General features: G+C 59.5%; 24 protein-coding genes and 1 pseudogene. 7 read left to right on the top strand and 18 right to left on the bottom strand.

Annotated elements, in window-relative coordinates; all coding sequences use genetic code 11:
* Positions 1-3: 3 nt before the first annotated feature.
* The 6 genes and pseudogenes from A6070_RS01895 to A6070_RS01920 all read right to left on the bottom strand — a co-directional run bounded on the left by A6070_RS01895 (position 4) and on the right by A6070_RS01920 (position 5,157).
* Positions 4-1,502: pseudogene (locus A6070_RS01895) on the bottom strand (TrkH family potassium uptake protein).
* On the bottom strand, positions 1,502-2,167 hold the full coding sequence (locus A6070_RS01900; RefSeq protein ID WP_072286804.1) for a potassium channel family protein: 666 nt from the start codon (positions 2,165-2,167) through the stop codon (positions 1,502-1,504). The pseudogene A6070_RS01895 and the gene A6070_RS01900 overlap by 1 nt, the downstream one beginning before the upstream one ends.
* Positions 2,158-2,610: a potassium channel family protein gene (locus tag A6070_RS01905; protein WP_072286805.1), complete on the bottom strand. Its 453-nt coding sequence runs from the start codon at positions 2,608-2,610 to the stop codon at positions 2,158-2,160. The genes A6070_RS01900 and A6070_RS01905 overlap by 10 nt, the downstream gene beginning before the upstream one ends.
* 6 nt (positions 2,611-2,616) lie before the next feature.
* Entirely contained in the window at positions 2,617-3,294 is a 678-nt protein-coding gene (locus A6070_RS01910) for a sigma-54-dependent transcriptional regulator (protein WP_072286806.1), read from the bottom strand.
* Positions 3,254-4,039: a sensor histidine kinase gene (locus tag A6070_RS01915; RefSeq protein ID WP_072286807.1), complete on the bottom strand. Its 786-nt coding sequence runs from the start codon at positions 4,037-4,039 to the stop codon at positions 3,254-3,256. The genes A6070_RS01910 and A6070_RS01915 overlap by 41 nt, the downstream gene beginning before the upstream one ends.
* Positions 3,961-5,157 (bottom strand): HAMP domain-containing protein, encoded by a 1,197-nt coding sequence (locus tag A6070_RS01920; protein ID WP_072286808.1) that lies wholly within the window; start codon positions 5,155-5,157, stop codon positions 3,961-3,963. The genes A6070_RS01915 and A6070_RS01920 overlap by 79 nt, the downstream gene beginning before the upstream one ends.
* 268 nt (positions 5,158-5,425) lie before the next feature.
* On the opposite strand from A6070_RS01920, the gene A6070_RS01925 reads away from it, so the two are divergent.
* The 6 genes from A6070_RS01925 to proC all read left to right on the top strand — a co-directional run bounded on the left by A6070_RS01925 (position 5,426) and on the right by proC (position 11,125).
* Positions 5,426-5,890 carry a GspH/FimT family pseudopilin gene (locus tag A6070_RS01925; protein ID WP_072286809.1) on the top strand — a complete coding sequence of 155 codons (465 nt, stop codon included), beginning with the start codon at positions 5,426-5,428 and terminating at the stop codon, positions 5,888-5,890.
* Between the two features lie 2 nt (positions 5,891-5,892).
* Entirely contained in the window at positions 5,893-6,342 is a 450-nt protein-coding gene (locus A6070_RS01930; RefSeq protein WP_072286810.1) for a prepilin-type N-terminal cleavage/methylation domain-containing protein, read from the top strand.
* 1 nt (position 6,343) lies between these two features.
* Positions 6,344-7,174, top strand: a complete 831-nt coding sequence (locus A6070_RS01935) for a prepilin-type N-terminal cleavage/methylation domain-containing protein (RefSeq protein WP_072286811.1) — start codon at positions 6,344-6,346, stop codon at positions 7,172-7,174.
* Positions 7,171-7,575, top strand: a complete 405-nt coding sequence (locus tag A6070_RS01940; RefSeq protein WP_072286812.1) for a pilus assembly protein MshP — start codon at positions 7,171-7,173, stop codon at positions 7,573-7,575. Before A6070_RS01935 ends, A6070_RS01940 begins: the two co-directional genes overlap by 4 nt.
* Positions 7,572-10,154: a DUF6701 domain-containing protein gene (locus A6070_RS01945; protein ID WP_072286813.1), complete on the top strand. Its 2,583-nt coding sequence runs from the start codon at positions 7,572-7,574 to the stop codon at positions 10,152-10,154. The genes A6070_RS01940 and A6070_RS01945 overlap by 4 nt, the downstream gene beginning before the upstream one ends.
* Before the next feature lie 158 nt (positions 10,155-10,312).
* The gene (proC, locus tag A6070_RS01950; RefSeq protein ID WP_201257985.1) at positions 10,313-11,125 is read left to right on the top strand and encodes a pyrroline-5-carboxylate reductase; all 813 of its coding nucleotides are present in this window, start codon (positions 10,313-10,315) and stop codon (positions 11,123-11,125) included.
* 122 nt (positions 11,126-11,247) lie between these two features.
* On the opposite strand, the gene A6070_RS01955 is transcribed toward proC, so the two are convergent.
* A complete protein-coding gene (locus A6070_RS01955) occupies positions 11,248-11,625 on the bottom strand; it encodes a hypothetical protein (RefSeq protein WP_072286814.1) in 378 nt (125 codons plus the stop codon).
* A 35-nt stretch (positions 11,626-11,660) separates the two neighbouring features.
* Here A6070_RS01955 and A6070_RS16410 point away from each other — a divergent pair, with 35 nt between their 5' ends.
* Positions 11,661-11,906: a hypothetical protein gene (locus A6070_RS16410; RefSeq protein ID WP_158514004.1), complete on the top strand. Its 246-nt coding sequence runs from the start codon at positions 11,661-11,663 to the stop codon at positions 11,904-11,906.
* A 40-nt stretch (positions 11,907-11,946) separates the two neighbouring features.
* On the opposite strand, the gene A6070_RS01965 is transcribed toward A6070_RS16410, so the two are convergent.
* The 11 genes from A6070_RS01965 to ybgF form a co-directional block, all read right to left on the bottom strand.
* A complete protein-coding gene (locus A6070_RS01965; protein ID WP_072286816.1) occupies positions 11,947-13,230 on the bottom strand; it encodes a hypothetical protein in 1,284 nt (427 codons plus the stop codon).
* Between the two features lie 34 nt (positions 13,231-13,264).
* Complete coding sequence (locus A6070_RS01970; RefSeq protein WP_072286817.1) at positions 13,265-13,894, bottom strand: HAD family hydrolase; 630 nt, start codon at positions 13,892-13,894, stop codon at positions 13,265-13,267.
* Between the two features lie 15 nt (positions 13,895-13,909).
* Positions 13,910-15,316, bottom strand: coding sequence for a sodium-dependent transporter (locus A6070_RS01975; protein ID WP_072286818.1), 1,407 nt, complete (start codon positions 15,314-15,316; stop codon positions 13,910-13,912).
* 10 nt (positions 15,317-15,326) lie between these two features.
* Complete coding sequence (locus tag A6070_RS01980) at positions 15,327-16,013, bottom strand: YggS family pyridoxal phosphate-dependent enzyme (RefSeq protein ID WP_072286819.1); 687 nt, start codon at positions 16,011-16,013, stop codon at positions 15,327-15,329.
* 53 nt (positions 16,014-16,066) lie between these two features.
* Positions 16,067-16,729: a Maf family protein gene (locus tag A6070_RS01985; RefSeq protein WP_072286820.1), complete on the bottom strand. Its 663-nt coding sequence runs from the start codon at positions 16,727-16,729 to the stop codon at positions 16,067-16,069.
* Complete coding sequence (gene trmFO, locus A6070_RS01990; RefSeq protein ID WP_072286821.1) at positions 16,719-18,098, bottom strand: methylenetetrahydrofolate--tRNA-(uracil(54)-C(5))-methyltransferase (FADH(2)-oxidizing) TrmFO; 1,380 nt, start codon at positions 18,096-18,098, stop codon at positions 16,719-16,721. Before trmFO ends, A6070_RS01985 begins: the two co-directional genes overlap by 11 nt.
* Before the next feature lie 7 nt (positions 18,099-18,105).
* The gene (gene topA / locus A6070_RS01995; protein WP_083568940.1) at positions 18,106-20,670 is read right to left on the bottom strand and encodes a type I DNA topoisomerase; all 2,565 of its coding nucleotides are present in this window, start codon (positions 20,668-20,670) and stop codon (positions 18,106-18,108) included.
* Between the two features lie 107 nt (positions 20,671-20,777).
* The gene (locus A6070_RS02000) at positions 20,778-21,263 is read right to left on the bottom strand and encodes a Smg family protein (protein ID WP_072286823.1); all 486 of its coding nucleotides are present in this window, start codon (positions 21,261-21,263) and stop codon (positions 20,778-20,780) included.
* A 14-nt stretch (positions 21,264-21,277) separates the two neighbouring features.
* On the bottom strand, positions 21,278-22,378 hold the full coding sequence (dprA, locus tag A6070_RS02005; protein ID WP_072288095.1) for a DNA-processing protein DprA: 1,101 nt from the start codon (positions 22,376-22,378) through the stop codon (positions 21,278-21,280).
* An 86-nt stretch (positions 22,379-22,464) separates the two neighbouring features.
* Positions 22,465-23,454, bottom strand: a complete 990-nt coding sequence (locus A6070_RS02010) for a LysM peptidoglycan-binding domain-containing protein (RefSeq protein WP_072286824.1) — start codon at positions 23,452-23,454, stop codon at positions 22,465-22,467.
* Between the two features lie 76 nt (positions 23,455-23,530).
* Positions 23,531-24,190, bottom strand: a complete 660-nt coding sequence (gene ybgF, locus A6070_RS02015) for a tol-pal system protein YbgF (RefSeq protein WP_072286825.1) — start codon at positions 24,188-24,190, stop codon at positions 23,531-23,533.
* Positions 24,191-24,321: the final 131 nt, after the last annotated feature.

A 24,321-nucleotide genomic window follows, 5' to 3' on the forward strand; every position in this document is an offset into this window, starting at 1 on the left:
TATTTATTGAACGGCCGTTGGTCTTTTGCAGGTTTCAAGAAGCCCAGCCAGAATTTTAGCTGTTCCAAGGAAGATCACGAAGAATTCCAGCCGGCCCAAAAGCATGCCGCCAATTTCTGTCCAGAGCAACCCGGCGGGTGCCGAGGCTGAAGTGACCCCCACGGAAAGCCCCACGGTCCCCAGAGCACTGGCGAATTCGAATACACTGTCTTTCAGAGAATAGCCAAAAGACGCAATGACTGCCGACCCCAGCGCCAGGGTGACGATATACAGGAAGCTGAAAGCCGCGATCTGCCGGATGTCGCTGTCCTGCAAAAAGCGTCTTTGTTCCCCTACCCACACATCGGTTTCCATCAGGGCGTGGCGAGGCAGAAACATCCGACGCAGTTCCGTGGTCAGGGCGCGGTAGAGCGCGTATACGCGGTATTGCTTGAGCCCGCCGGCCGTGGATCCGGTTCCGCCCCCACAATCATCAGTCCGATAAGAACCAACCATCCCAACCCGTTCCAGTCCCCGTAACCGACGGTGGAAAACCCGGTCGTCGAGAGAGCCGAAACGGTTTCAAAGATAGCGACGCGTACCTGCTGGCCGGCGGTTGCATAAAGTTTTACCGTAACGCCGGCAAAAACGATCCATATCGATGTCGGGATCAGGACCATCTGGAGCCGGATTTCGCCATTTTTCAGGAAGGCAGACAACTTGCCGTGCATCAGAGCATAGGCGGTGACAAAATTCATGGTGCCGAGGAGCATCAGCAGAATGGTTACCGCTTCCACCGCGGCGCTGTTCCAGTGGCCTATCGACGCCGTCCTGGTGGAGAAGCCGCCGGTCGACAGGGCCGCGAAGGCATGATTTATGGCGTCGAACCACCCCATGCCGGCAAAATACAGGGCCATGCATCCCGCAAGGACATAACCGCTGTACATGGTGATGACAAGCTTGGCCGAGCGGCGCACGTTAGGCACCAGCTGATCGGCCCGCCCTTCTGCCGCACTCAGACCGCTGCCGCTGGGACCGCCCAGGGCGCTGAGCATGATGATGGCCAGGCCGGCGCCGCCGGCGAGTTGCATGAAACTGCGCAGCAACAGCACTAACCGGGAGGCTTTTTCTACATCCACCACGGATAGCCCCGTTGTAGTCCAGGCGCTGGTAGCTTCGAAAACCGCCCGGGTAAAATCGAGCCCGCCGATCAGGAAAAAAGGGATGGCTCCGACCAGAACCGCCAACAGCCAGGCAAGAACGACGACCACCGCGCCCTCCTGCAGCGAAAGGGTTCCTCCCCCCCGCGGCAAGAGACCGCGCCAGGCCATTCCGCCCACTACACTCAGGCCCGCCCCGGGAAGGGCAACACCCCACGCAAGACTCAGTTCTCCGGGGAAAAAAAGCAGCCCGAGGCAGGCTCCCAGCATGATCAGCCCTACCAGGGCGCCGATCAGCCCCGTATAACCGAGCATGATACGCCAGCGGTGCCGCATAAATGTCGCATATCGCTGGCGGCTCATCAGGTTTCTTCTCCGGTTATAAGTCTGAGCACCCGATCATAACAGTCGGGCCCGCTTATGATGATAAGCCGGTCGCCGCCACGAAGCGATGTGTCCCCACGTGGTACGATGACGTGGCCGTCGCGAAGAATGCCGCCGACCAGCGCACCTTGTGGCAACGCCAGGTCACGCAAGGTTCTGTCCGCGGCGGGAGCATCTTCCCGCAGGGCGATTTCGGAGATGGTCACGCGCCCGCCGGCGAGAGGCATGAGGCTGGCGATATCCTCGAATCCGGCCCGCTCCTCAAGGATGCGTGCAATGATCTGGGTTGCGCTGAAGGCGACACTGACGCCAAGTTTGTGAAAAACATCCTCATTCTGAGGATCATTGACCAGCGCTACCGTGCGCGGCACGTGGAACATTTTGTGGGCAATCTGGCAAATGGCGAGATTGTCCTGGTCCTTGGAGGCCAGCGCCAAAACCACATCGGCGGTGCGCGCCCCGGCCTCCTCAAGGACGTGCGGGTCGCTGCCGTCGCCATGCAGGACCAGTGCCTTGACCCGGCGGCACAGCGCCTGTGCCTCGGCCGCGTCAGAGACGACCAGCGTGATCTGGTAGCCTTTGCTGGCGAACTGGCGGGCAAGATAATAGAGGAGTTTTCCGGCTCCCGCCACGATTACACGCATGACTTGTCCCCCTGTTTCTTTTCAATACTGGTCACAAATGCCTGCGCCATCAAGTTGGTCGGGCTGACGGTTTCGATATCGAATTCCCGATAGACCTTCTCCCGGCGGGGATCGAATACCCTGGCCAATACTTTGGGGACGTTGAACAGCTTGCGGGCTACCTGCGCCACCATCAGATTGACGTTGTCCTCTTCCGTTGTTGCCAGCAGGCAGTCGGCCTTGTCGGTTTTGGCGGCCCGCAGCACCTCGATCTCGACGGCGTCGCCGACAATCCGGAAACCGCTGAATTCCGCCGACAGCAGTTCAAACGCCGACTCGTTGACATCGATGATCACCACGCTGCTGCCGACTTCGCTGAGCAGCCCGGCCAGCAGAGAGCCGAGGCGGCCGCAACCGACGATCACCACATACTGCGGCCATTCGCGCTGTTTTTTCAGATGCATTGTCGACTACTCCTGCCCCAGAAGCAAAGGCCCCGATTTTTTCATCACCAGGCGATTGAGATTGGTTTGTGACGGCAGGTAGCCCGGGTTCAATTCCAGGGCCGCCCTGTAATATTTCTGGGCTTCGATGGTTTTGCCCTGCATTTCGCAATAAGCGCCCAGCAGGTTGAATGCCTCCGGGCGATCGGGCTCAAGTCCCGCGGCATGCTTGGCATGGGCCATGGCATTGCCGAGCTGACCCTCCGCGGCGCAGCGTTTGGACAGTGCGATCCAGCCGTTGTAATCGTTGCCCGGGTCGGTCCCTTGTCGAGGCCGGCTGAGGACCTTCCGGACCGCATCGCGCAACTCTCGGGGTGCAAACGGTTTTTCAATGAAATCCAGGGCTCCGAGCTTCATGACTTCGACCGCATTGGTCACCGTTCCGAACGCCGAAATAACGATGACCTGGGATCGCCGGGGTCTTTGCTCCAATTGCCGCAACACCTCCACGCCGTCGATCCCCGGCAGTTTCAGGTCGAGCAGGACCAGATCGAAATTCTCCTCGGCCGCCATGCGCAAGCCCTCCTCGCCGGTGGTCGCGGTGTGGACCTCGTAACCCTGGGGTTCTAGTGTCTGGCGAACCGTGAACAAAATGTTTTTCTCATCATCGATGACGAGAATTTTCGCTTTGGTCTGTTTGGACATGGTTGTTCTCCCCGGATGACTCCCTGGAAAAAGTGGACGGTGCGGCCTTCAGGACAAAAGTAAAGGTGCTGCCTTCTCCTGGTATTGATTCGACCCAGATGCTTCCGCCGTGAGCCTTGACGATTTCCTTGCAGATGGCCAGGCCCAGACCGCTGCCGGCTTTGCTGTCGCCTTTAACCTGGATAAACTTATCGAAAATGCGCGAGCGGTATTCCGTTGGGATGCCCGCACCATCATCGGAAACAGCGAGATATGCCCGCTCAGGATTCCCTTTGGCCATGACGCGGATGTGCCCGCCCGGCGGGGTATATCGCAGGGCATTGGAGATCAGATTGCTTATGATCCAGGCAATTTTTGTCGGATCGGCCAGCACCTCGGGAGTTCCCGGTTTGATGGAGGAGACAAGCTCGATCCCCCTGGCTTTGGCCTGATCGTAAAATGCCGCCAGCGTCCGTTCGAAGAGATACGCGATACTGATGGGCTGAATGTCCACCTCGAAGCGGCCGGATTCAAGGCGGGACAGATCCAGCAGATCGCTGACCAGCGCGCGCAGGCGGTTGGTTTCCTCCTGGGCTACCTTGAGCAGCTCGCGTTCTCTCTCGGGCCATTGCTCCGCCAGCTCCTGCAGCAGATTGATGCTCATGGAAATCCCGGTCAGGGGCGTTTTCAACTCATGGGAGGCCGCCAGGACGAATTCGCTTTTGAGCCGTTCGACTTCCTTGAGACGGGTGATGTCCTGCAGCAATACCACGGTTCCCTGAATCTGTTTCCCCCCTCGGAGCGGATGGGGGTCACGGAAAACCGGAAGAATTGCCGATGGGGTTCATCACCGAAGGAAATTTCGGTCTGCTCCGGCGGCAGTTCCGGTGCCTGACCGGATTGCGTAGTTCGACGGATTATGTCCAGTAGCGGCGTCTGTGGCAGGACCTCGGACACGGCTTTGCCGGAAGATTCCGATATGGAAAGGTTCAGGAGTTTCGCCGCCTGCGGATTGACGGCGGTAATGAAAAAGGCTTCGTCCACGACGATCAAGCCGTCGCCGATACTTCTCAAAACGGCCTCTCCCCGGCGTTTTTCCGCAATCAGACGTCCTACGTTCAGCTCATGGAAGATTTTGAGTTTCTGACTCATGGTGACGATCTGGGCAGCCAGGTTGCCCAGTTCATCGCTGGACGCAATCTCCAGCGTGACATTGTAATCACCCTCGGCCAGCTGTTGCGCAACACGACTCATCGCCGCCAGTGGGCGGAGCAGGAAGCCTGACAGAAGGATGCTCAGGGCCAGCCCGATCGAACCGGAAGCTGCGCCAACCAGCGTCATGGACCAAATGGTTTCCACCGCGAGCCGGCGCGCATGACGGGAAGCGTTTTCCATGGCGGTCTGGTTCATTTCCCGCAAAGCCAGACAGGAATCGCGTGTTTGCATGAAACGAGGCTGCAGGGATTGCTTGTAAAATGCCAGGGCGTTTTGACGATTGGCCATGGGGGTGGAGGTCATGGATTGAAACAGGGTCAGAAACTCGCGGTATCCCGAGTCGATTCGGGCTATGATGCGGTCCTCGCCCGGTTCGGTAAGGTTGTTGCGTGCCCGGCCCAGCCATTGCGCAAATTCAATCTGATTATCCCGGAATTGCACCAGGCTGCCTTGCCGGTCGCCGAGCAGAGACAGCAGAGCGGCGCTGTCCTGGCGCTCGAGATGATTGATCATGTTTTCCGCGGCCTGGACGCTGAGCTGATTTTTCTGAAGAATCGCCTCGCCGGCGCGACCGAGCTGATAAAGGCTGATGACTGCCACGGCCCAGACCACCATCATCAATGCCAGGATCAGACCGTAGCCGCCAAGTATTTTGGTTCGCAGTTTCATGGCTCGATAATCCGGAAGCGTTACAGCCCAGCCCGCTTGAAAGGTCTTCAATAAAACCAGTGTACCATCTGATGAGACGGCCTGTTGGCTTTGCCTGAAACGCGGCACCTAAATCAGGGGGCCAGGACTTCGCCAAGGGTTGTAGGCAGTTTTAATAAACAGTTGCAAGGCATCGGCGGAATATTTCATACTGTTGCGGACCTGAAAAAGACCGCAGGGGTTTTTTTCAACATGCCGCTCAGGAATAATTTTTCATCCAGGCTCAGCCATGCGTTTATTTTCGCCGGACAGTCGCGCCTTTACTCTGGTCGAACTCGTTGTCATCATGGTGTTGGCCGGCGTTCTTGCGGCCGTGGCGCTGCCGCGTTTGTTTGACGCGACGGCGTTTCACAGCCGCGGGTTTTACGAAGAGGTGACGCAGGCGGCGCGTTATGCGCAGAAGCTGGCGGTAGCCAGCGGATGCGAAGTGAAATTCAGCATTTCCGCCAGCGGCTTCGCCCTGCATCAACGGGCAGCCAGTTGTCGCTCCGGAGATTTTGTTCGGGTGGTGCCGCGACCGACCGGTGACGACGCTTTTGCCGCTTCGGCTCCTTCCGGCGTGTCTCTGGCAGCCACCGCTTCGTCGGTAATTTTCGATCCCCTCGGACGGGCCACGCCCGGCGGAGTGACGGTGTCGATCGACGGACGCAGTTTTAACATCAACGGCGAAAGCGGTTACGTGGACGGGCTGTGAGCATGGCGGCAGCGGACAGACATGAAGGCGGATTTACGCTCATCGAGCTGGTGATTTCGATGGTGGTGGTTGCCATTGCCCTGGGCGGAGTGCTGATGGTGATAAACTACAGCGTGCGGCACAGTGCCGATCCCATGTTGCAACACCAGGCTGTGGCCATCGCCGAGTCCTACCTCGAAGAGGTTTTGTTGCGGCCTTACGCGGATCCTGACGGGTCGGATGGGGAAACGGTGCGTAATCTGCTGGACGACGTGGATGATTACGAAGGCTGGAGCGATGCCGGTGCTCGTGACCAGGAAGGGACGGCGATCAGTGGCCTGGAGGCCTACAGAATTTCGGTGGCGGTGGACGATGCGACGCTGAACACGGTTGCCTGCAAAAAAGTTACGGTTACCGTGCGCCATGCGGGCGGGATCGAGCTGACCTTGAGCGGTTATCGTATGGACTATTGACATGAATATAGCCAAGTCACGGCGTCCATCTCACCCCTCTTGTTGTTCCTCGACCGGCTTCACTCTGGTTGAATTGATCGTGGTGATCGTGATCGTCGGTATTCTCGCCGCCCTTGGCGGCATGTTCATCGTCCGCCCCGTCGAGGGATTCCTCGATCTGTCGCGGCGCGCGACCCTGGTCGATGCGGCCGAGAGCGCCCTGCGTCGCATGCAGCGCGATGTGCGCCAGGCCCTGCCCAACAGCGTGCGTATCGCCTGTGACGGGCAGTGCCTTGAAGTGCTGCATACGGTGGACGGCGGCCGTTACCGCCTGGAGGGGCCCGGCAACGCCCTCGATTTCATCCAGAACGATACGGACGGGTTCGATGTGCTCGGTACACTCTCTGCGCCCCCCGAAGTCGGCGATGCGGTGGTGATCTACAATCTGGCTGCCGCCGGTAGCAGCGGCAATGCCTATGCCACCCCGGCCGACAACCGGCGCAGCGTGGCGGCGGGCAGCAGCGCCACCTCCCTTCGGCTCGACGACCCGACCCCTTTCCGGCGCTCCTCCCCCTACCAGCGGTTTTTTCTGGTCGATGAGCCGGTCAGCTACGTCTGCGATCCGGTGGCCGGTACCCTGGTGCGCCATTCCGGCTATCCGATCCGCACCTCACAATCGGCTCATCCCGGGGGCAATTCCGCCATCATGACCCGCCATCTGGCCGCCTGCGCCTTTGACTATCACCCCGGCACTCCCGAAAGGGCCGGATTGGTGACCCTGCGTCTGGAACTGGCCATGGAGGGGGAAGCCATCACCTTGTTTCATCAGGTCCATGTGGAGAACGCGCCATGATCGACACCGGTTGGCTTGGTTCGCAAAAAGGGCTTTCCATCGTCACCGCCCTTTTCGTGCTGCTGGTGCTATCGGCGCTGGGGCTTTTCATGGTGACCATGAGCGGCGTGCAGAGTCGCACCTTCCTTTGGGCGCTGCAGGGCGCGCGGGCCTATCATGCGGCCCGAAGCGGTCTGGAGTGGGGTGGGTACCGGGCCCTGAAAGGTGGTTCCTGCGTGTCGGACAGCCTTGACATTGATGGTTTTCTGGTCAGCGTGTCCTGCAGCGAAGAGTCGTTTGTCGAAGGCGGGCAAAGCTACAAGGTTTTCAATGTTGCCGCGTTGGCGGAATCCGGAACTTACGGCAGCCGCGATTATGTTTCCCGGCAGCTGCAAGCCAGAATCACGGGAGCTATGCCATGAACAACAGGCTGTTTACGGCCCCGGTAAAGCGGGCATTGATTTTTCCGGCTGTTTTTGCCCTGCTGTTGCTTATCCCGGATATCCGGCCGGCCTGTTCGGCCTGTTCGCCTTATCTGGGGGACATGGTGATTAACGAGGCTTACGGGGAGGGACCTTACAGCTCGCCTTTTGTCGAAACCCGGCTTATGGATTACACCCTCGCCTGGGCCGTATCTTCCTGGTCTGTACGTACCTGTCATGCAAGCGGGAACAGAAATCTTTGTGAGGATAATTTTTTTAATCCCGGGGATATATCGGAATTTTACATTTCCGGGAATCCTTACTTCGTGTTTTACCCCGGGAACCAGATGATGGATCTCGGCGGGATGGACATAACCATCCGCGATGCGGACGGTACAGTTATCGATTATCTGTCGATCAATGGCTATGATTATCAAAAAGGTGCCTGCGGTTCCGTCGATGACAACAGCGTGACCATAGGACCGGGAATCAAAGGCGCCGAGAGGCTTCCCGACGGCACGGGGGAATGGGTTGCCTATGCGGAGTCCGGCGCGAATCACGAACCTACCCCGAACGGCTCCAATGACGGATCCCTGGTGGCGATTAACCATTATCGCATTTATCATCCGGCGGATGCTCTGACATGTCAGGCTGCGTCTGTGACGCTGCGTGCCTGTGCGGATGAGGATTGCGCCAGCAGTTTTGCCGCCGAAGCTACCGTCACCCTGGCTCCCGCCAGTGGTTGGGCCGGCGGCAATGTCCAGACCTTCACCGGCGAGTCGGAATCGATTCTGTTGCGCCATAACACCCCCGGTAGTGTCACGGTAGGGATCGCGTCGGCCAGTCCGATGGCCACCAATCCCGCACGCTGCTATCAGGGAGGCGCTGTCAGCGACTGTACCATTGATTTTCATGACTCCGGCTTTGTTTTTGAGGTGTCGAACCTGACCGCCTGCCAGAACGCGGGGATTACCCTGCAGGCCGTGCGAAGAGACGCCCGTACCCAAGCCTGCACAGGGGATGATGGTTTTGCCAACCAGGAAAACCGGCCGGTCTCTCTGGCCACCTCCTATCTCGATCCGCCTGACCGCCGGACTTCACTGCGGGTCAACGGGCATTCCCTGCCCTTGAACGGCGCGGTTGCCATACCTCTCGATTTTGACGGTGAGGCCAAAACTACCCTGACTCTCCATTATGCGGATGCCGGCAAATTGCGGCTCGATGCTGCCTATGCCGGCAGTGGCGAGGAAGCCGGCCTGATCATGACCGGAAGCAGCCCTGAATTCGTGGTATCCCCGCATCACCTGCGGGTGCGCGCCACCACCGACGCCACAACCCTCTTGAATAACGCCGCTTCCGCCGGAGCTCCCCACTGGCCGGCGGGAGAAGATTTTCAGGTCGAGGTGGCCGGGGTCTGTGCCGATGGCACCGTGACGCCGAATTTCGCCGCGATGACGAGCTTGAGCGCCCCGGCGGGCAACCCCGCGGCCGGCATCATTACCGGCGGAGCCTTTGCCGCTGGCGATTACAGCAACGGGATCGTCAGCGATACGGCAGCCTACAGCGAAGTCGGCACCGTCACCCTGCAGGCGCGGGCCACCAATTATCTGGGCAGCGGCGTCGATGTGATCGGCAGCACGACTGTCGGCCGGTTTACCCCGCATCATTTTACCGCTTCGGTCAACAGCCCGTCGTTTGCAACGGCTTGCAGTGGCGGCAGCCCCGGATTCACCTATCTCGGTCAGACATTCGATTATGCCGTCGCCCCGGTAATCACGGTCACGGCCAAAAACAAACAGGGGGCCACCACCGCCAATTATGCCGGAGCATGGTGGAAGATCAGCGGCGCCACGCTCACCGGCAAGACATACCGTACCGTCACCGGAACCCTGGACCTGTCCGGATTGCCGGCCACGGATCCGGTAATCTCCGGTCTGGGCGGCGGAATGGGACTGCTGTCTTTTGGTTCGGGCAGCGGCCTGCGTTTTGTACGCGGTGTGCCTGTGGCGCCTTTCGATGCGGAAATCGGTCTGGAAATAAACATATTTGACGCCGACGGTATTGCCGCTGAAGCCAACCCCGTGACCTTCGGCGCAGCGGCAGCCGGCGCCGGCATGGCCTTCGATCACGGCAAGGAAATGCGCTGGGGCCGTCTGGCCATGAAAAATGCCTACGGTTCCGAGTTGCTGGTCCTCTCCATGCCGATGCGCAGCGAGTATTTCAATGGCAGCGTTTTTGTTCCGAACCATGCCGACGGCTGTACCTCCCTGCCCCTTGGCCGGCTGATTTTGTTCAACGGCACAACCACCGTTGGCGGGGAACAACCCATCGCCGTCGGCAGCGGCATCAGCAGCGCCACCCTGTATGATCCGCTGGTGGCCGGCGATGCCGGGTTGAAGTTCAGCGCGCCCGGTTCCAATGGTTACATTCAGGTTCGGGCCGATCTTTCCCTGTTGCCCTGGTTGCGTTACGATTGGGATGGCGACGGCGCACACGATGACGATCCGGCGGCTCGCGCCAGCTTCGGGATTTACAAGGGGCGCCCGGCAGTGATCTATATGCGCGAACGTTTCCGCTAGTTTTCATCCGGAACTTCCGCCGGGAGCTTGTCGGGCTTGACCCGGGCCCAGACTTCGTATTTACTTTGTACGACATGGATGCTTTCGATCTGATCATAACCAGTGATCATTTATAAAGCCCGGACAAAAACCAACCAGCGGGAAAGGATTCCCTCGTGATGATGGAATTAGGCAACATCGGTTTTATCGGCGGTGGCAACATGGGCGAAGCTCTGATCAAGGGACTGATCAAATCGGCGATCCCGGCACGGAATATTCGGGTGGCCGAACCCAATGAAGCGCGCGCCCGCCAGTTGACCGAGCGTTACGGCGTTATCTGCGGCAGCGATGGCGTTGAGGTAGTGCGGCAGAGCGATCTGGTTGTTCTGGCTATCAAGCCCCAGATCGTGCCGGTGGCTCTTCCAGCCATCGCCGGGGCTTTCGACGATAGCAAGTTGTTGGTATCGATCGCGGCCGGAGTGACCACCGCAGCGTTGGAAGTCTATTTCCAGGGGGCGCCGCGGGTGGTGCGCGTTATGCCCAACACTCCGGCCCTGGCCGGTGCCGGTGCCGCGGCATTGTGTTCCGGGGCGCACGCCGGCAAGGAGGACCTGTCCATCGCCCTGCACCTGTTCGAAGGGGTCGGAACGGTGCATGTCGTCAGCGAATCGCAGCTCGATGCCGTGACCGGTTTGTCCGGCAGCGGACCGGCCTATGTGTATATGGTGATCGAGGCCATGGCGGCGGGCGGCGTATTGGAGGGGTTGCCCATGGATACGGCCCTGGCGCTGGCCACCCAGACGGTGCTCGGCGCCGCACAACTGGTGAAGGAGAGTGGTGAGCACCCGGCGGTGCTGCGCGACCAGGTCTGTTCTCCGGGGGGCACCACCATTGCGGCGGTCAAGGAACTGGAGGAAAAGGGTCTGCGGGCCGCCCTGATCAAGGCGGTGTCCAAAGCAGCGAAACGGTCGCGGGAGCTGGGCAGAAATTGACGGTTTTTCCCGATCCTGCAAGCTGCCATGCGGCATTTTGACGGGACGAGGTTTCAGTGTTTTATGCAAAAGGCCGATCCTGTATCGGCCTTTTGCCGTTACGGACATGGGAACGCCACCGGTTAGCCAAGGGCCAGGTCGGCGGCGATGGCAGCGATTGACAGTACGAAGATGATCAGATAGTTAAGGCCTTCCTTGCTCACAGTCAGGGACGACAAAATATAGCGGATGGCTTCCCGATCGTTGCTGTCAAGGGCACCGGCCTTGAGCTTGGCGAGCAGGTTCATGCCGATAATGGTGCGGCGGCGCTTGAGGGTGATGCGGTAGCGGTAGAGGAAGAACAGGCAGTAGCCGATGACACCGACATACCAGATGGGCCGGAAGCTTCCGGGCCACAGCTGATTGGCGATGGGCAGTATGCGGAAACAGAGGGAGGACATCAGGCCGGTCAGAAAAAAGCCGTAGATAATAAAAGGGGATACTTCCCTGGGCGGGGTCATAATCAGGTTTCCGGTTCTTTGGCAGAGGTTGGTTTATGGCAACAGCAGGGTTGTCTTTCGGGTTTTTCGTGCCTGCTGCATTCGTGGTTGACCTTCTCGAAAAGGGCAATCTGCTCGCTGATGGAAAGTTTTTTACGTCGTGGCCTGCCTTTTCCCAGGCAGGCGGCACAGCGCAGGTCAGAGCACCATTGGCAGAAGTGGCAGTCGGGACAAGGATGTTTTTTGTCTTGCATGGGACGATATCCTGCGCCTTTGGGCAACGAGAAAACGGCTTCATTTGAAACCCGGACCTGAAAGGCCGCAAGTCCCTTTGATCTGGTATCAAATGTCCGCCTGACGACGGCAACGGTTGAGGTACCATGCCTCACAATATTCACAGGATAACAGCAGGAACACGGCCAGCGCAATCCCCGGAACAGGCAGGGGGCTGAGTGTGGACAAAGGCCAGACCAGGGCGAGATAGCCGACCTTGGCGACGGTGGCCCAGCCGAGTACGCCGGTTCGATATTGCTTTGCAAACAGGCCACGCCATAGATTGACGGCGCCGTACAGTATGGGAAACAGCGCGCAGCTGGCCAGAGGCAGTGCAATATAGCTGCGCAGCCTGGCATCCAGCCCCATCGCCCATCCCAGCACCGGCAGGTTGAGCGGATAGGCCACCGCGATCATGATAAGGGCCATGCCTGCGGCTACCCTCCGGAAAAAGCGCATCAGCATGTGGTAATCCCGTTTGTTGCGCACCAGTGCCTGGCAGGCCTGCTGCAGGTTGCGCATGGGGCCGGCCAAAAGAAAAATAAAGCCGCGTATGACACCAAGGGCCGCAAGGGCCAGGGTAGCATCGGGCAGGCGGCTGATGATGGCGCTGATCAGCAGGGGGACGACCTGCTGCATGGCCGAGGAGAATGCCAGCGGCAGGCTGTAGCGGAAGGTCGCGCGGATACCGTGTTCCCCGGCATCGCAAGTCTCGGGGCCGAGTCCGCATTTCAGGCAGAACCACAGCATCAGAAGGCTTTCCGTAGCAATGCAGACCAGCAGGCCCAGTGCTCCGAGTTGCGGTCCGCGGATATGTCCGGCGGCCAGCATCAGAAAAAGGATCAGGCTGATGATGCGCACCACGGTGGCGATGGAAACCAGTTCGGTGCGGCGGGAGCGGATCACGATGCCCTGGCACAGCCCGCGCAGGCCGGTGAAAAACGGCAGAAATGCAAGAATTGCAATAATAGGACGAGCTGCCGCGGCAAGTTCCCTGGGGGCGCCGATGAGCTCTTCGAAAACGAACTGGCCGACCGGGGTCCAGGCGACGATCGATAATATGACGGAAATGGCCGCCGATGCGGCGATTACGAACACAGACACGCTGCGCAGGGAGCGTTTGCCCCGCACAAGCGCCAGGGCGATGGTATGGTTCTGGTATCCGGGCGAGGCGATAAACAGGTGCAGGGCGAGGGCGATGGCAAATGCGGCAAGGTTCGTCACGGCATCTCGCTGGCGTGCAAGGGCCATGTTGATGATGTTGTGGGAGAAGCTCATTAACTGCACATTGAGCATCAAGGGGAAGAAAAAGCGGGAAATCTGCCGCAGGGACAAAGGCGCGGTGTCGGTCATGAGATGGGATCGATTCGGGAAAGCGGTGAAAAAATCAGACCGGAAACAGGCGCAGCAGATCCCGGGGGGTTTCAGCCAGGTAATCGAAGGGGTAGCCGTCGCTGTTGCCAATGCCCCAGGCGCAGAAGCAGGTTTTGACACCGGCGGCGCGCCCCGCGCGCAGATCGGTGTGATGATCGCCGATCATCACCGCTTTGCCGGCATCGGCGCCAAGGTCTCGCAGCGCAGCAAAAACCGGGGCCGGGTCGGGTTTTTTGGGCAGTGTGCCGTCGGCGCCGACGATACAGCCGAAAAAAGCGGTGAGGCCGAGTTCGTATAACAGCCGAAGGGTCAGGTTAAACGGCTTGTTGGTTATGACAGCCATGTTTTTACCCTGAAGACTGATGAGAACCTCGTCGATCCCGGGATAGAGGGTGGTTTTTTCGACCAGATGTTCTTCATACAGCTGCAGAAAACGCTTGAGGAGCTGTTCGGAAAAGGCATTTTCCGGAAGGGCGCGACGCACCAGCATGGTGGCGCCGTCACCGACGTAGGTGCGCACCAGGTCGATACCAAGCGGCGGCAGGTCCATTTCCGCGCGCAGCAGGTTGACGGCGGTACCCAGATCGGCAGCCGAGTCTATCAGGGTACCGTCAAGATCGAACAGCAGGGTATCGATAATCATGGTCGGGTCTCCGGGTCAGAAAAGCCCGGCAAAAAAAGCGAACAGGCCGGTTTCTTCGATTTTGTAATAAAGGATAATGCCTACGGCAATCGGAGCAACAAACCGGATCAGGAAATGCCACAGCGGGTATATCCAGACCGAGCCGTCGGCCATCAGTTCCTGCTTTTCTTCCTGATCGCTCCAGAACCAGCCGACATACAGGGCGGTAAGCAGCCCGCTTATGGGCAGCAGGTAGTTGGAGGCGATCAGGTCGATGGAGTCGAAAACTCCGAGGTTGGCAATAGGGGTGATGTGCTGGAGCAGATTGCTTGAAAGGGCCGAAGGGATGCCGACCAGAAAAGCCAGTCCTGCCAAAAAGGCGGTGGCTCGCTTGCGCCCCCAGTCGCGCTCGTCGATAAGATAGGCCACCTGTGATTCGAGCAGGGAGATGGCGCTGGTCAGCGCGGCAAAAGCCAGCAGCAGAAAAAACAGCAGCGCCAGGATGTTGCCGCCGGGCAGGTTGGAAAACACCACGGGGATGGTCTGAAAAACCAGTCCGGGGCCGGCGCCAGGCTGCATGCCCGCCGAAAACACGATGGGGAAGATAGCCAGTCCGGCGATCAGGGCGATGACAGTGTCCAGCAACGCGATGCGCAGACCGGATGCGAACAGGTTTTCAGCGCGGCTAAGATACGAACCGTAGGTGATCATGGCTGCCATGCCCAGAGACAGGGTGAAAAAGGCATGGCCCAAAGCTTCAAGCACGGCACCGGAAGTCAGTTTGCTGAAGTCGGGACGAAACATGAAGACCCATGCCTGGCGGGCACCATCGCTGAGCATGCCGTTGACGAACAGCAGTGCCAGCAGTCCGAGCAAGAGCGGCATCAGGATTTTGCTCCAGCGTTCGATACCTTTCTGCACGCCGCCGATGACGATGCCCAGGCACACTCCGATAAAGAGAAAGTGCCACAGCAACTGTCGCGGTCCGCTCTCGATCAATCCGTCAAAAAGGGCCCTGACCTGCTCAGCGGTCTCCACGGTCCCCGTTGTCGCCGGGGTACGAAATGCGCCCTGCACGGCGCGTAATATGTACTCCAGGGTCCAGCCGGCGACCACTGAATAGTAGGACAGGATGACGAACGCAGCCAGAATGCTGATCCAGCCGGCCAGCCGCCACGGGGAACCCGGCCTGGCCAGAGTGCGAAAGGCGCCGACCGCATCACGGCGCGTGTAGCGGCCGATCATCAATTCCGCCATCATGATCGGAAGCCCGACCAGCGCGATACAGATGAGATAGACCAAAACGAAGGCGCCACCGCCGTTGTTGCCGGTGATGTAAGGGAATTTCCAGATATTGCCGAGACCGACAGCGCTGCCGGCGGCCGCCAGAATGAAGCCGATGCGCGATCCCCACAGGGCACGGGGGCTGGAAGACTCAGGCATGGGGAACCCCTCAGCGTCGTGAACCGAAAATGGCGGACCCGACCCGAACCAGGGTAGCACCCTCCTCGATGGCTACCTCGAAGTCGTGACTCATCCCCATGGACAGCTCCCGCATGGCGACGCCGGGAATGTCCAGGGCGGAAAGTTTTTCAGCCAGATGGCGCAACCGGCGGAAAAAGGGCCGGACCATCTCCGGGTCGTCAAGGTAGGGCGGCAGTGCCATCAGTCCGCCAATGCGCACATTGGGCAGTGCCGCGATGCTGCGTACCAGTTCTTCGAGAGCCGCTTCCTGTGTGCCGGACTTGCTTTCTTCTTCGCCGAGATTGACCTGGATGAGGATGTCGGCCGGATAACCGGCTTTGCTCCACTGCCGATCGATTTCCCTTGCCAAAGACAAGCGGTCGACGGAGTGAATCATGGCGACTTTTTCGCGCAGATATTTGACCTTGTTCGATTGCAGGCTGCCGATGAAGTGCCATTCGACCTTGGCCATGACTTGCTCCGCCTTGGCCAGAAATTCCTGCACATAATTTTCACCGAACAGCGTCTGGCCGGCGGCCGCCGCCTCATCGATCATGGCGGTTGGCTTCGTCTTGGACACGGCAACCAGCCGCACGTCCCGCGGATTGCGGCCGATGCGCAGGCAGGCGGCATCGATGCGGTCGCGGATTTCCCGAAGATTGGCTTCTATGCTCATGAAGAGTCCTTCCGTTGATCGGCCCGCCCAGGTGTCCGGTGCCGGCGGGCGGTTCAGGATGGCGGGTCGAGATGGTCGGAACGGGGGGCGCCGGACGCGAACAGGCGTATCGCACCAAGCTTTTCGAGTGTAGCAACCACTTCGCACAGCGGCAGGCCGACGACGTTGGTGTAGCTGCCCTCGATGGCTGGGATCATGCATGCGCCGATGCCCTGAATGGCATAGGCGCCGGCTTTGCCGAACGGTTCGCCGGTGGCAATGTAACCCTGAATCTCCAGATCTGTCAACTCCCGGAACCAGACACGGGTCGAGACTGTCTCGACCGTTTCCGTTCTGCCGATACGGTCGATGATGGCGAAACCGGTAATAACGTTGTGGCTGCGGCCCGACAGCGAGCTCAGCATGGCCGCGGCCTCGCCGGCATCGGCCGGTTTGCCGAGAATGGCCGCATCGCGGACCACCACTGTGTCGCTTCCGATGAACCAGCGCCCCGTGATGTGGGAGCGGTGGGCCACCTCCCGGGCTTTGAGCAGGCTCAGACGCCGGACGTGCTGCTGCGGCGATTCTCCGGGTTGTATCGTTTCGGGAGCGTCGCTGCCGACCACGGTGAAGGCAATACCCGCCGAAGCCAGCAACTGACTGCGCCGAGGCGAGGCCGAAGCCAGCACGATGGTGTTTTCAAGGCGATCGGAGGTCAGCCGGGGATCAGGGTTCATCGGGCGGCTCCTGGGGGCGGAACAAGAGGTCGGAGGTAGCGGCCAGGATTTGCCGACGCCACACTTCCAGATCGCAAAGAGCCCGTTCCGCCAGAGCCAGGCGTCGCTCGGCCCGCTTGCGTTTGCGCTCCTCCACGGGCGGGAAAAGGCCGTAATTGATGTTCATCGGCTGGAAAGAGTCGGGCTCGGAGTGGGCCAGGTGGCCAAGCAGTGCACCGAGGGAGGTAGTCGGCGGCGGCAAGGGCAGCGGGTTGCCGAGCACCTGCCCTGCGGCGAACAGCCCGGCCAGAAAGCCACAGGCGGCCGATTCGACGTACCCTTCAACACCGGTAATCTGCCCGGCAAAGAACAGCCGCGGCTCGGCTTTCAGCCGCAGGTGTTGGTCGAGGCAGGCCGGGGCGTTGATGAAGGTGTTGCGATGCATGCTTCCGAGGCGGGCAAAGCGGGCGTTTTGCAGGCCGGGGATGGTGCGGAAAATGCGCCGCTGTTCCGGCCAGGTCAGCTTGGTCTGAAATCCGACCATGTTGAACAGGGTGGCATGCAGGTTGTCCTGGCGCAGCTGTACCACGGCGAAGGGCTCTTTTCCGGTGCGCGGATCGGGCAGTCCGACCGGCTTCATGGGGCCGAAGGCGAGGGTCATATCGCCCCGCTCGGCCATTTCCTCGATCGGCATGCAGCCTTCGAAATGGATCACCTTTTCAAAGTGCTTGCCCGGTACCTTGTCGGCGGATCTGAGGGCCTCGATAAATGCGTAATATTCCTCGCGGGACAGCGGGCAGTTGATGTAGTCATCCCCTCCGCGACCGTAGCGGGAGGCTTTCCATGCGATAGCATGGTCAATGCTGTCGGCTTCGATGATCGGAGCAATGGCATCGTAGAAATAGAGCTGTCCGCTTCCGGTGAGGCGGGCGATATCGGCGGCCAAGGGGGCCGACGTCAGAGGGCCCGAAGCAATGATGGTCGTCCCTTGCGCCGGAACGGCGGCCAGTTCGCGGCGCTGCAGATCAATGTTGGGGTGTCGCTCGATGCAGTCGGTGATGAATGCGGAAAAAGCCTCGCGATCGACTGCCAACGCTCCCCCGGCCGGAACCGCGCTGGCATCGGCGGCCTGCATGAACAGGGTGGCGCAGCGGCGCAGTTCTTCCTTGAGGCAACCGACGGCGTTGTTCATGCCGGTACCGCGCAAGCTGTTGGAGCAAACCAGTTCAGCCAAATCGGGACTGCGATGTGCCGGGGAAAAGACCCGGGGTTTCATTTCGTACAGTATCACCCGCAAACCCCGTTCAGCGGCCTGCCAGGCGGCTTCGCAGCCGGCCAGGCCGGCGCCAATAATGGTTATGCCGGGTTGAGGTGGTTTTGCCTGGTTCATTCGGATCTCACCGTAAGGGGTTTCCAAAAAGCGCAAACGACCGGGCCCGCGGGACCGGTCGCATCGAGGTGGGAGTGGCCGGGATCCGGTCAATGTTTAAAAAGAGGCCACCCGGCCTGCAGGTTTCAGGCTTTGCTTTTGGCTTTGGAGGCTTTTTTCGCCGGCGCTGTTTTGGCGGTGGCTTTGTCGCTTGCGGCTTTATCGCTTGCGGCTTTCTTTGCCGGGGTTTTTTGGGCGACGGTGTGGCCGTGGATGTTTTTTTGGCCGCGGGCTTTTTGGTGGCGGCTTTGGTTTTGGTCTCCGGTGGCACCAGGGTTTCGGTCCAGTCACAGCTTTCCTGCGGGCACTTGCGGAAGGTACCCTGCCGCTTGGTAGTTTTTTCCACTACCAGCGGAAACTTGCATTTGGGACAGGGTTCCTGGATCGGCAGATCCCACAGGGCATATTTGCATTGCGGGTAGCGGTTGCAGGAGTAAAAAATTTTGCCGTAGCGGCTTTTTTTCTCCATCAACTCCCCTTCCCCGCACTGGGGGCAGGGGATGCCAAGAGCCTTGGGCTTGACGAGAGGCTGAATGTTTTTGCAGTCCGGATAGGCTGAGCAGGCCAGAAATTTGCCATAGCGCCCCTGTTTGACCAGCATGGGGGCGCCGCACTTGTCGCAGGTCTGGTCCGACATGACCGGTTCTTCCCGCTCGCTGCCGTTCAGCGGCTCGGTATAACGGCATTCGGGAAATCCCGAGCAGGCCAGGAACCGGCCCGAGCGGCCAAGCTTGATGACCAGCGGTTTGCCGCACTCGGGACAGGTTCGGTCGGTTTTTTCCGTCGTCACATCCTGCTTGGAAATCTCGGTCTCTTTCTGCCGCAGCAGGGAGATAAACGGTTCCCAGAAGTCCTTGAGTACCGGCTGCCACTCCCTTTCACCGCGGGAGATGGCATCCAGGTCTTCTTCCATGCCGGCGGTAAAGTCGTAATCGACGTATTTGGTGAAGTGATTGACCAGCAGGTCGCTGACCACCATCCCCACATCCTCGGTATGGAAGGTACGTTTTTCCAGGCGCACGTATTTGCGGGTCACCAGGGTGTTGATGATGGACGCATAGGTCGATGGCCGGCCGATGCCGTTTTCCTCGAGTGTCTTTACCAGACTGGCCTCGGTGAATCGCGGTGGCGGCTGGGTAAAATGCTGCGCCGGAAGAAGCTCTTCACATTGCAGTGGCTGATGCTGCCGCAGTTCCGGGAGGGTGGCTTCTTTCTGATCGTCCTGTTCCTCGGCGCTGTCGTAGTCCTCGATGTAGAGCTTCATGAAGCCGGCAAAGCGCACAACCTGCCCCGACGCCCGGAACATAAACCGCTCGCCGGCGGCGATATCGACTGTCGTGGCGTCCAGGACCGCCGCTGCCATCTGCGAGGCGACTGTGCGCTGCCAGATAAGGCGGTAAAGCTTGAACTGGTCGGAGGTCAGGTGCGCTTTGATCTGATCCGGATAGTTGGACAGCGCTGTTGGACGCACGGCTTCGTGAGCTTCCTGGGCGTTTTTGGCTTTGTTTTTGAACGCCCGGGGTTTTTCCAGGGCATATTCCTTGCCGAACATGCGGGTGATGACGTCGCGGGCCTCAGTGGTGGCAACCTGGGAGAGTGCCACCGAGTCGGTACGCATGTAGGTGATAAGGCCTTCGAGTCCGTTGCCGATGTCGATTCCCTCGTAGAGCTTCTGTGCCACGGTCATGGTTTTGCGGGCGGAAAACCCCAGCTTGCGGCTTGCTTCCTGCTGCAGGGTGCTGGTGGTAAAGGGTGCGGCCGGGTTGCGCTTTTTGGAGGATTTTTTGAGCTCTCTGACCTGGAAGGATTCCTTGCTGATGGCCCTGACCAGATCTTCGGCCTGATTTTGGTCGGCGATATCGAACTTATCGAGGGTTTTGCCGTCGATGGCATTCAGCCGTGCTGCGAAAACGCTCCCCTGGTCGGTGCCGAGACGGGCCTCGATGGACCAGTATTCACGGGGCGCAAACGCTGCGATTTCCTTCTCCCGCTCGCAGATCAGGCGCAGGGCAACGGATTGCACACGCCCGGCGGACAGGCCGTAGCGGATTTTTTTCCACAAAAAGGGCGAAAGATTGAAACCGACCAGGTAATCGAGGACGGAGCGGGCCTGTTGAGCGTCGACCAGTTCGCGGCTGATGTGACCGGGGTGGGCGATGGCTTCCTGAATGGCGCCCTTGGTGATCTCGTGGAAAGTGACGCGCTTTACCTCGGGGGAAGCGGCCTGTTCGGAGATGCCCAGGGCTTCGAGCAGATGCCAGGCAATGGCCTCTCCCTCACGGTCGGGGTCGGTGGCCAGTATCAGTTCCCGGCTCTTTTTGGCCTCCTTTTTTAAAAGCTCGATATGCTTCTGGCTTTCGGGGAGGATATGATAGCGGGGAGAAAAATTGTGTTCCACGTCGACCGAGCCCTGCTTGCTCGGCAACGCGCGCACGTGTCCGTAGGAAGCCAGGACCTTATAACCCGGACCGAGAAATTTTTCGATGGTTTTCGCCTTGGCGGGCGATTCGACGATTACCAGGGATTGTGCCATGAATGCCTCTTTGTGAAGATGTCTTTTGGGAGGAGGTCATGTCTTTGGTCCCCGTGCCAACACTGAAACAAAAGGCTGCAGGGAACCCGCAGCCTGGCGTGTCTGTATCAGTGGTAGAGCCGAGTCCAGTCGTCGTCCATGAAACAGTCGACTTCGCGCATCCACTCATGGTGAGAGTGGGAAAAAAGGGTCAGGGCGGTCAGCGTCTTGATGTCTTTCAGGCTGACTTCATCGTCGTCGGTGTTCAAGGCCTTCTGGATGATTTCTTCCAGAAGGTTTCCGTCGATGATTCCCATCTCGCGCACGCGCATCAGAAAACCGCGTGCTTCACGCGCGATGGCCTGACATTCCTCGGCTGTAAATATTCGTTGGCTGGGGACGGTCAGGGGGCGGGTTGAAGGGTCGGCATCCGGGTGCATGGACAGGTTTTCCATCCAGTTGAAAGCCGCATCGATTTCATCCGCCTCGAACCCGACAGCCAGCAGTTCCTCGACAAGGTCTCCATTGGCCGGCAGCTGCCCATCTTCCATGATGTAATGAGCGATAATGCTGACGATGGCCAAAACCCGTTCTTTGAGGGGGTTTCCGGTCATAAATCTCCAGGTTCTTATAAGCTCCGCTTGCGCACAAAACGCATGCCGGGAAGCTGTGTCGCTCCGTCCTCAAGTTCCAAGTGGAGTAAAATAGCGGAAACCTCCATGGGAGTCAAGCCGCATTTCCGAGCCAGTTCATCGAGGTGCAGCGGGCTGTCCTGTAGCTCCCGGTATACGTTCAGGAATTGTCCCGATAGTTTTTCCAGCAGCGGGTCCGGCCTGGCAGGCGGTTCCGAGGGGCAACATCCGGGCTTGAATATGTCCAGGATATCGGCGCTTTCGGTCACCAGGCGGGCACCTTCCTTGAGCAGTTGATTGGTGCCCTGGTTGCCGGGATTGTTTACCGGCCCCGGTACCGCAAATACCTCTCTTCCCTGCTCAAGAGCGAATTCGGCAGTAATCAGCGAACCGCTGCGAGCTGCCGCTTCCACCACCAGAACCCCCCGGCACATACCGCTGATGATGCGGTTGCGACCGGGAAAGTGCTGCGCCAGTGGTGGTGTTCCCGGCGGATATTCCGACAGAATGGCGCCGCCTTTTTGCAGTATTTCGAAATACAGGGGTTCGTTTTCCCGTGGATAGACGCGGTCTATACCGCAGCCGAGCACCGCTACGGTGGCACCGTCAACCATCAGGGCGCCTTCGTGCGCCGCCCGGTCGATGCCCCGGGCCAGGCCGCTGACGATGGAAATTCCCTGGGCCGCGATCTGACGGCAGAGGGTGCGGGTCAGGCGAATCCCGTCCGGCGAGGCGCGCCGGGCTCCCACCACGGCAAGTCCCTGTTGTTCGGGGAGTTTTCCCCTGACAAACAGCAACGCCGGCGGATCGTAGATAGATCGGAGCGGCTCCGGATATGCATGCTGGTCCCATAGGGAAATGATGCCGACTTCGAGTCGGTCGAGGGTTTCCAGGGTTTGGATAAAAACGGCATCCCCTTCAGCGGGCCGCGAAGCGGCTACCGCCGGGCGAACGCGCGCCTGTTCAGTCCAGGCCCGGGGGCTGGCGGCAAGGGCAGCCTCGGGAGATCCGAAAGCCTCAATGAGGCGGATGGTGCCGACCCGGCCAAGTCCGGGAGTCAGATACAGTCGCAGCCATGCCTGTTCGGTGCGTGTCATGGTCAAGGGTTTGTCACCATGCAAAAAAAGGATTGAATGACTTCAATCCTTTTTTTGCTGTTCGGGAAATCCCTGCAGGGAGGTTGTTATTCGGTCGGCGTCGAAACCCGGTCACCGACATAAATGGGAGCGACCGATTTGAGGATCAACGCTGTTGCCGTCTGCGGTTGGGTGGCAATAATTACGGCGGCCCCAAGCAGTTCGTCAGGCAGTTCGACATCGTGCTCGGGCAGGATCCGTTGGGTCGTCTGCCGGGGACGGCTTAGATAGATCATGTTGCCGGATTCCAGGCCGTCGGTTTCTCCAAGGTCGAGATAGATGACATCATGCTGGCTGAGGGCGATTTTTTCGCGGCTGCTGGCCATGACATGGCCGAGCAGGGGAGCGGCAGCCTTTTTCAGAACGATATCGCGCCGGGACGGTTGCATCGGGATCAAAATGGCGCCGCGGGTAATCTCCTTGACCGCACGCCGTATTATCCCGGTCGCCACGGGCGGGGAAACGTCGCTGATTTCGACTTCGCCCAGATAGCTGACGCGATGGCCGAGGATTTCCTTGCTGACAGGGTGCCGGATCTGTTCACCGACTTCGACAAGGGCGAAACGGTCGCCGGGCAGCAGGCCCGGCTCCTGGATTTTTACGAAAACCTGGTCCTGGTAGCTGAGCAGAATCCGGTCGTCCGTGGCATCGATCAGGGTGCCGGCCCGGTCCAGTTCCTCCAGGGTGACGAAGCCTTCATTGCCGGCGACGCCTTTGACGGTGATTTCCTCGACCGGCTCGATGGGCATGATGCAGGGCTGCGATCCGGTGGCTTGCGCATCCTGGCCGGGCAGCAGCACCAGGCGACCGTTGCGGATGGCGACGCGCTGTCCCGGATAGATGAAATGGGGGTTGGTGATGAACGGGTTGTTGGCCCAAAGGTTCGGCCAGTAGTAGGGATCCTTGATGAATTTTTCGGAGATGCCCCACAGGGTGTCGCCTTTTTTAATGGTGTAGACCTGTTCCGGTGTCTGTGCCGCAGCCGCAAGCGGAAACAGCAGACACAGGGCTGCAAGAGCTTTGCAGATGGTTTTCATGGAATCTCCCCCTTGCGGTAATGATCAGATGGAAAATCTTGTGCTTCAATCCGGGCCAAAAAAACAGGCAGAGCCTTCAGGATCCGGCCAGGGCTTTGCGTGCGGCGGCGCTGTTGGGGTAGCGTTGCCGAAGGGTCTGCAGAACCTGCCGCGCCTGTTCGTACTGATTGAGCTGGCGCAGCGCCGGAGCCATGTGCAGCAAGGCGTCCGGAGCCTTGCCGCTCAACGGATAATTGTCGACGACTTTGCGGTATTCCTGAACGGCACGGTCGTATCGACCCAATCTGTAGAAGCATTCTCCGAGCCAATATTGAGCATTGCCGGCATAATTGTTGGCGGGGAACAGCTGCAGAAAAGACCGGAAGCCTTCAATGGCCTGCGGGTAGCGGCCTGATGCGTAATCGCCAAAAGCCTTGAGATAGGTTTCCGGCGCCGATGCGCCGATGACAGCGGTTCCGGTTGCCTCAACCGGTTCGGAAAGACTGGCGTTTTCCCCGGCAGGGGTGACTTTTTGTGCCGATACGGCAGCCTGCAGGGTTGCCAACTGCTGCTGCTGGTCGGTCAGGGTGTGCTCGAGGCTGTCAAGACGCCGGAACATCTCGGCAAGATGGTTTTCCAGTACGTCCATGCGCCGTCGAGCGGCTGTATTGATGGGGTCGTCGCCCGGTGCCGTGGACGTGGCGCAGCCACCGCAGAGCAGGCTGCCAAGCATCAGAAGGGTTGCGAATCGAAACATGACGGAAATCCCGGCCCGTGGGAAACACAAAGCCGCAAAAAAAAGCATCCGAAAAGTGAAAAACAACTTAAAAAGTAGAGGGTTTTTAATGTCTTGTCAAGGGCAAAGGTTTTCGAGCGGCGGGAAGCCGT

Origin of the sequence: Syntrophotalea acetylenica, from assembly GCF_001888165.1 — a bacterium.
In the GTDB taxonomy this organism is placed as follows: domain Bacteria; phylum Desulfobacterota; class Desulfuromonadia; order Desulfuromonadales; family Syntrophotaleaceae; genus Syntrophotalea; species Syntrophotalea acetylenica.

Coding starts and splice junctions, on each gene's coding strand:
- A6070_RS01930 (WP_072286810.1), top strand. CDS start 5,893: ATGGCGGCAGCGGACAGACATGAAGGCGGATTTACGCTCATCGAGCTG.
- A6070_RS01945 (WP_072286813.1), top strand. CDS start 7,572: ATGAACAACAGGCTGTTTACGGCCCCGGTAAAGCGGGCATTGATTTTT.
- A6070_RS01920 (WP_072286808.1), bottom strand. CDS start 5,157: ATGAAACTGCGAACCAAAATACTTGGCGGCTACGGTCTGATCCTGGCA.
- dprA (WP_072288095.1), bottom strand. CDS start 22,378: ATGACACGCACCGAACAGGCATGGCTGCGACTGTATCTGACTCCCGGA.
- A6070_RS01925 (WP_072286809.1), top strand. CDS start 5,426: ATGCGTTTATTTTCGCCGGACAGTCGCGCCTTTACTCTGGTCGAACTC.
- A6070_RS01955 (WP_072286814.1), bottom strand. CDS start 11,625: ATGACCCCGCCCAGGGAAGTATCCCCTTTTATTATCTACGGCTTTTTT.
- A6070_RS01905 (WP_072286805.1), bottom strand. CDS start 2,610: ATGCATCTGAAAAAACAGCGCGAATGGCCGCAGTATGTGGTGATCGTC.
- A6070_RS01910 (WP_072286806.1), bottom strand. CDS start 3,294: ATGTCCAAACAGACCAAAGCGAAAATTCTCGTCATCGATGATGAGAAA.
- A6070_RS16410 (WP_158514004.1), top strand. CDS start 11,661: ATGGCAACAGCAGGGTTGTCTTTCGGGTTTTTCGTGCCTGCTGCATTC.
- ybgF (WP_072286825.1), bottom strand. CDS start 24,190: ATGTTTCGATTCGCAACCCTTCTGATGCTTGGCAGCCTGCTCTGCGGT.
- A6070_RS02000 (WP_072286823.1), bottom strand. CDS start 21,263: ATGACCGGAAACCCCCTCAAAGAACGGGTTTTGGCCATCGTCAGCATT.
- A6070_RS01965 (WP_072286816.1), bottom strand. CDS start 13,230: ATGACCGACACCGCGCCTTTGTCCCTGCGGCAGATTTCCCGCTTTTTC.
- A6070_RS01980 (WP_072286819.1), bottom strand. CDS start 16,013: ATGAGCATAGAAGCCAATCTTCGGGAAATCCGCGACCGCATCGATGCC.
- A6070_RS02010 (WP_072286824.1), bottom strand. CDS start 23,454: ATGAAAACCATCTGCAAAGCTCTTGCAGCCCTGTGTCTGCTGTTTCCG.
- topA (WP_083568940.1), bottom strand. CDS start 20,670: ATGGCACAATCCCTGGTAATCGTCGAATCGCCCGCCAAGGCGAAAACC.
- A6070_RS01970 (WP_072286817.1), bottom strand. CDS start 13,894: ATGATTATCGATACCCTGCTGTTCGATCTTGACGGTACCCTGATAGAC.
- A6070_RS01935 (WP_072286811.1), top strand. CDS start 6,344: ATGAATATAGCCAAGTCACGGCGTCCATCTCACCCCTCTTGTTGTTCC.
- proC (WP_201257985.1), top strand. CDS start 10,313: ATGATGGAATTAGGCAACATCGGTTTTATCGGCGGTGGCAACATGGGC.
- A6070_RS01940 (WP_072286812.1), top strand. CDS start 7,171: ATGATCGACACCGGTTGGCTTGGTTCGCAAAAAGGGCTTTCCATCGTC.
- A6070_RS01975 (WP_072286818.1), bottom strand. CDS start 15,316: ATGCCTGAGTCTTCCAGCCCCCGTGCCCTGTGGGGATCGCGCATCGGC.
- A6070_RS01985 (WP_072286820.1), bottom strand. CDS start 16,729: ATGAACCCTGATCCCCGGCTGACCTCCGATCGCCTTGAAAACACCATC.
- A6070_RS01900 (WP_072286804.1), bottom strand. CDS start 2,167: ATGCGTGTAATCGTGGCGGGAGCCGGAAAACTCCTCTATTATCTTGCC.
- trmFO (WP_072286821.1), bottom strand. CDS start 18,098: ATGAACCAGGCAAAACCACCTCAACCCGGCATAACCATTATTGGCGCC.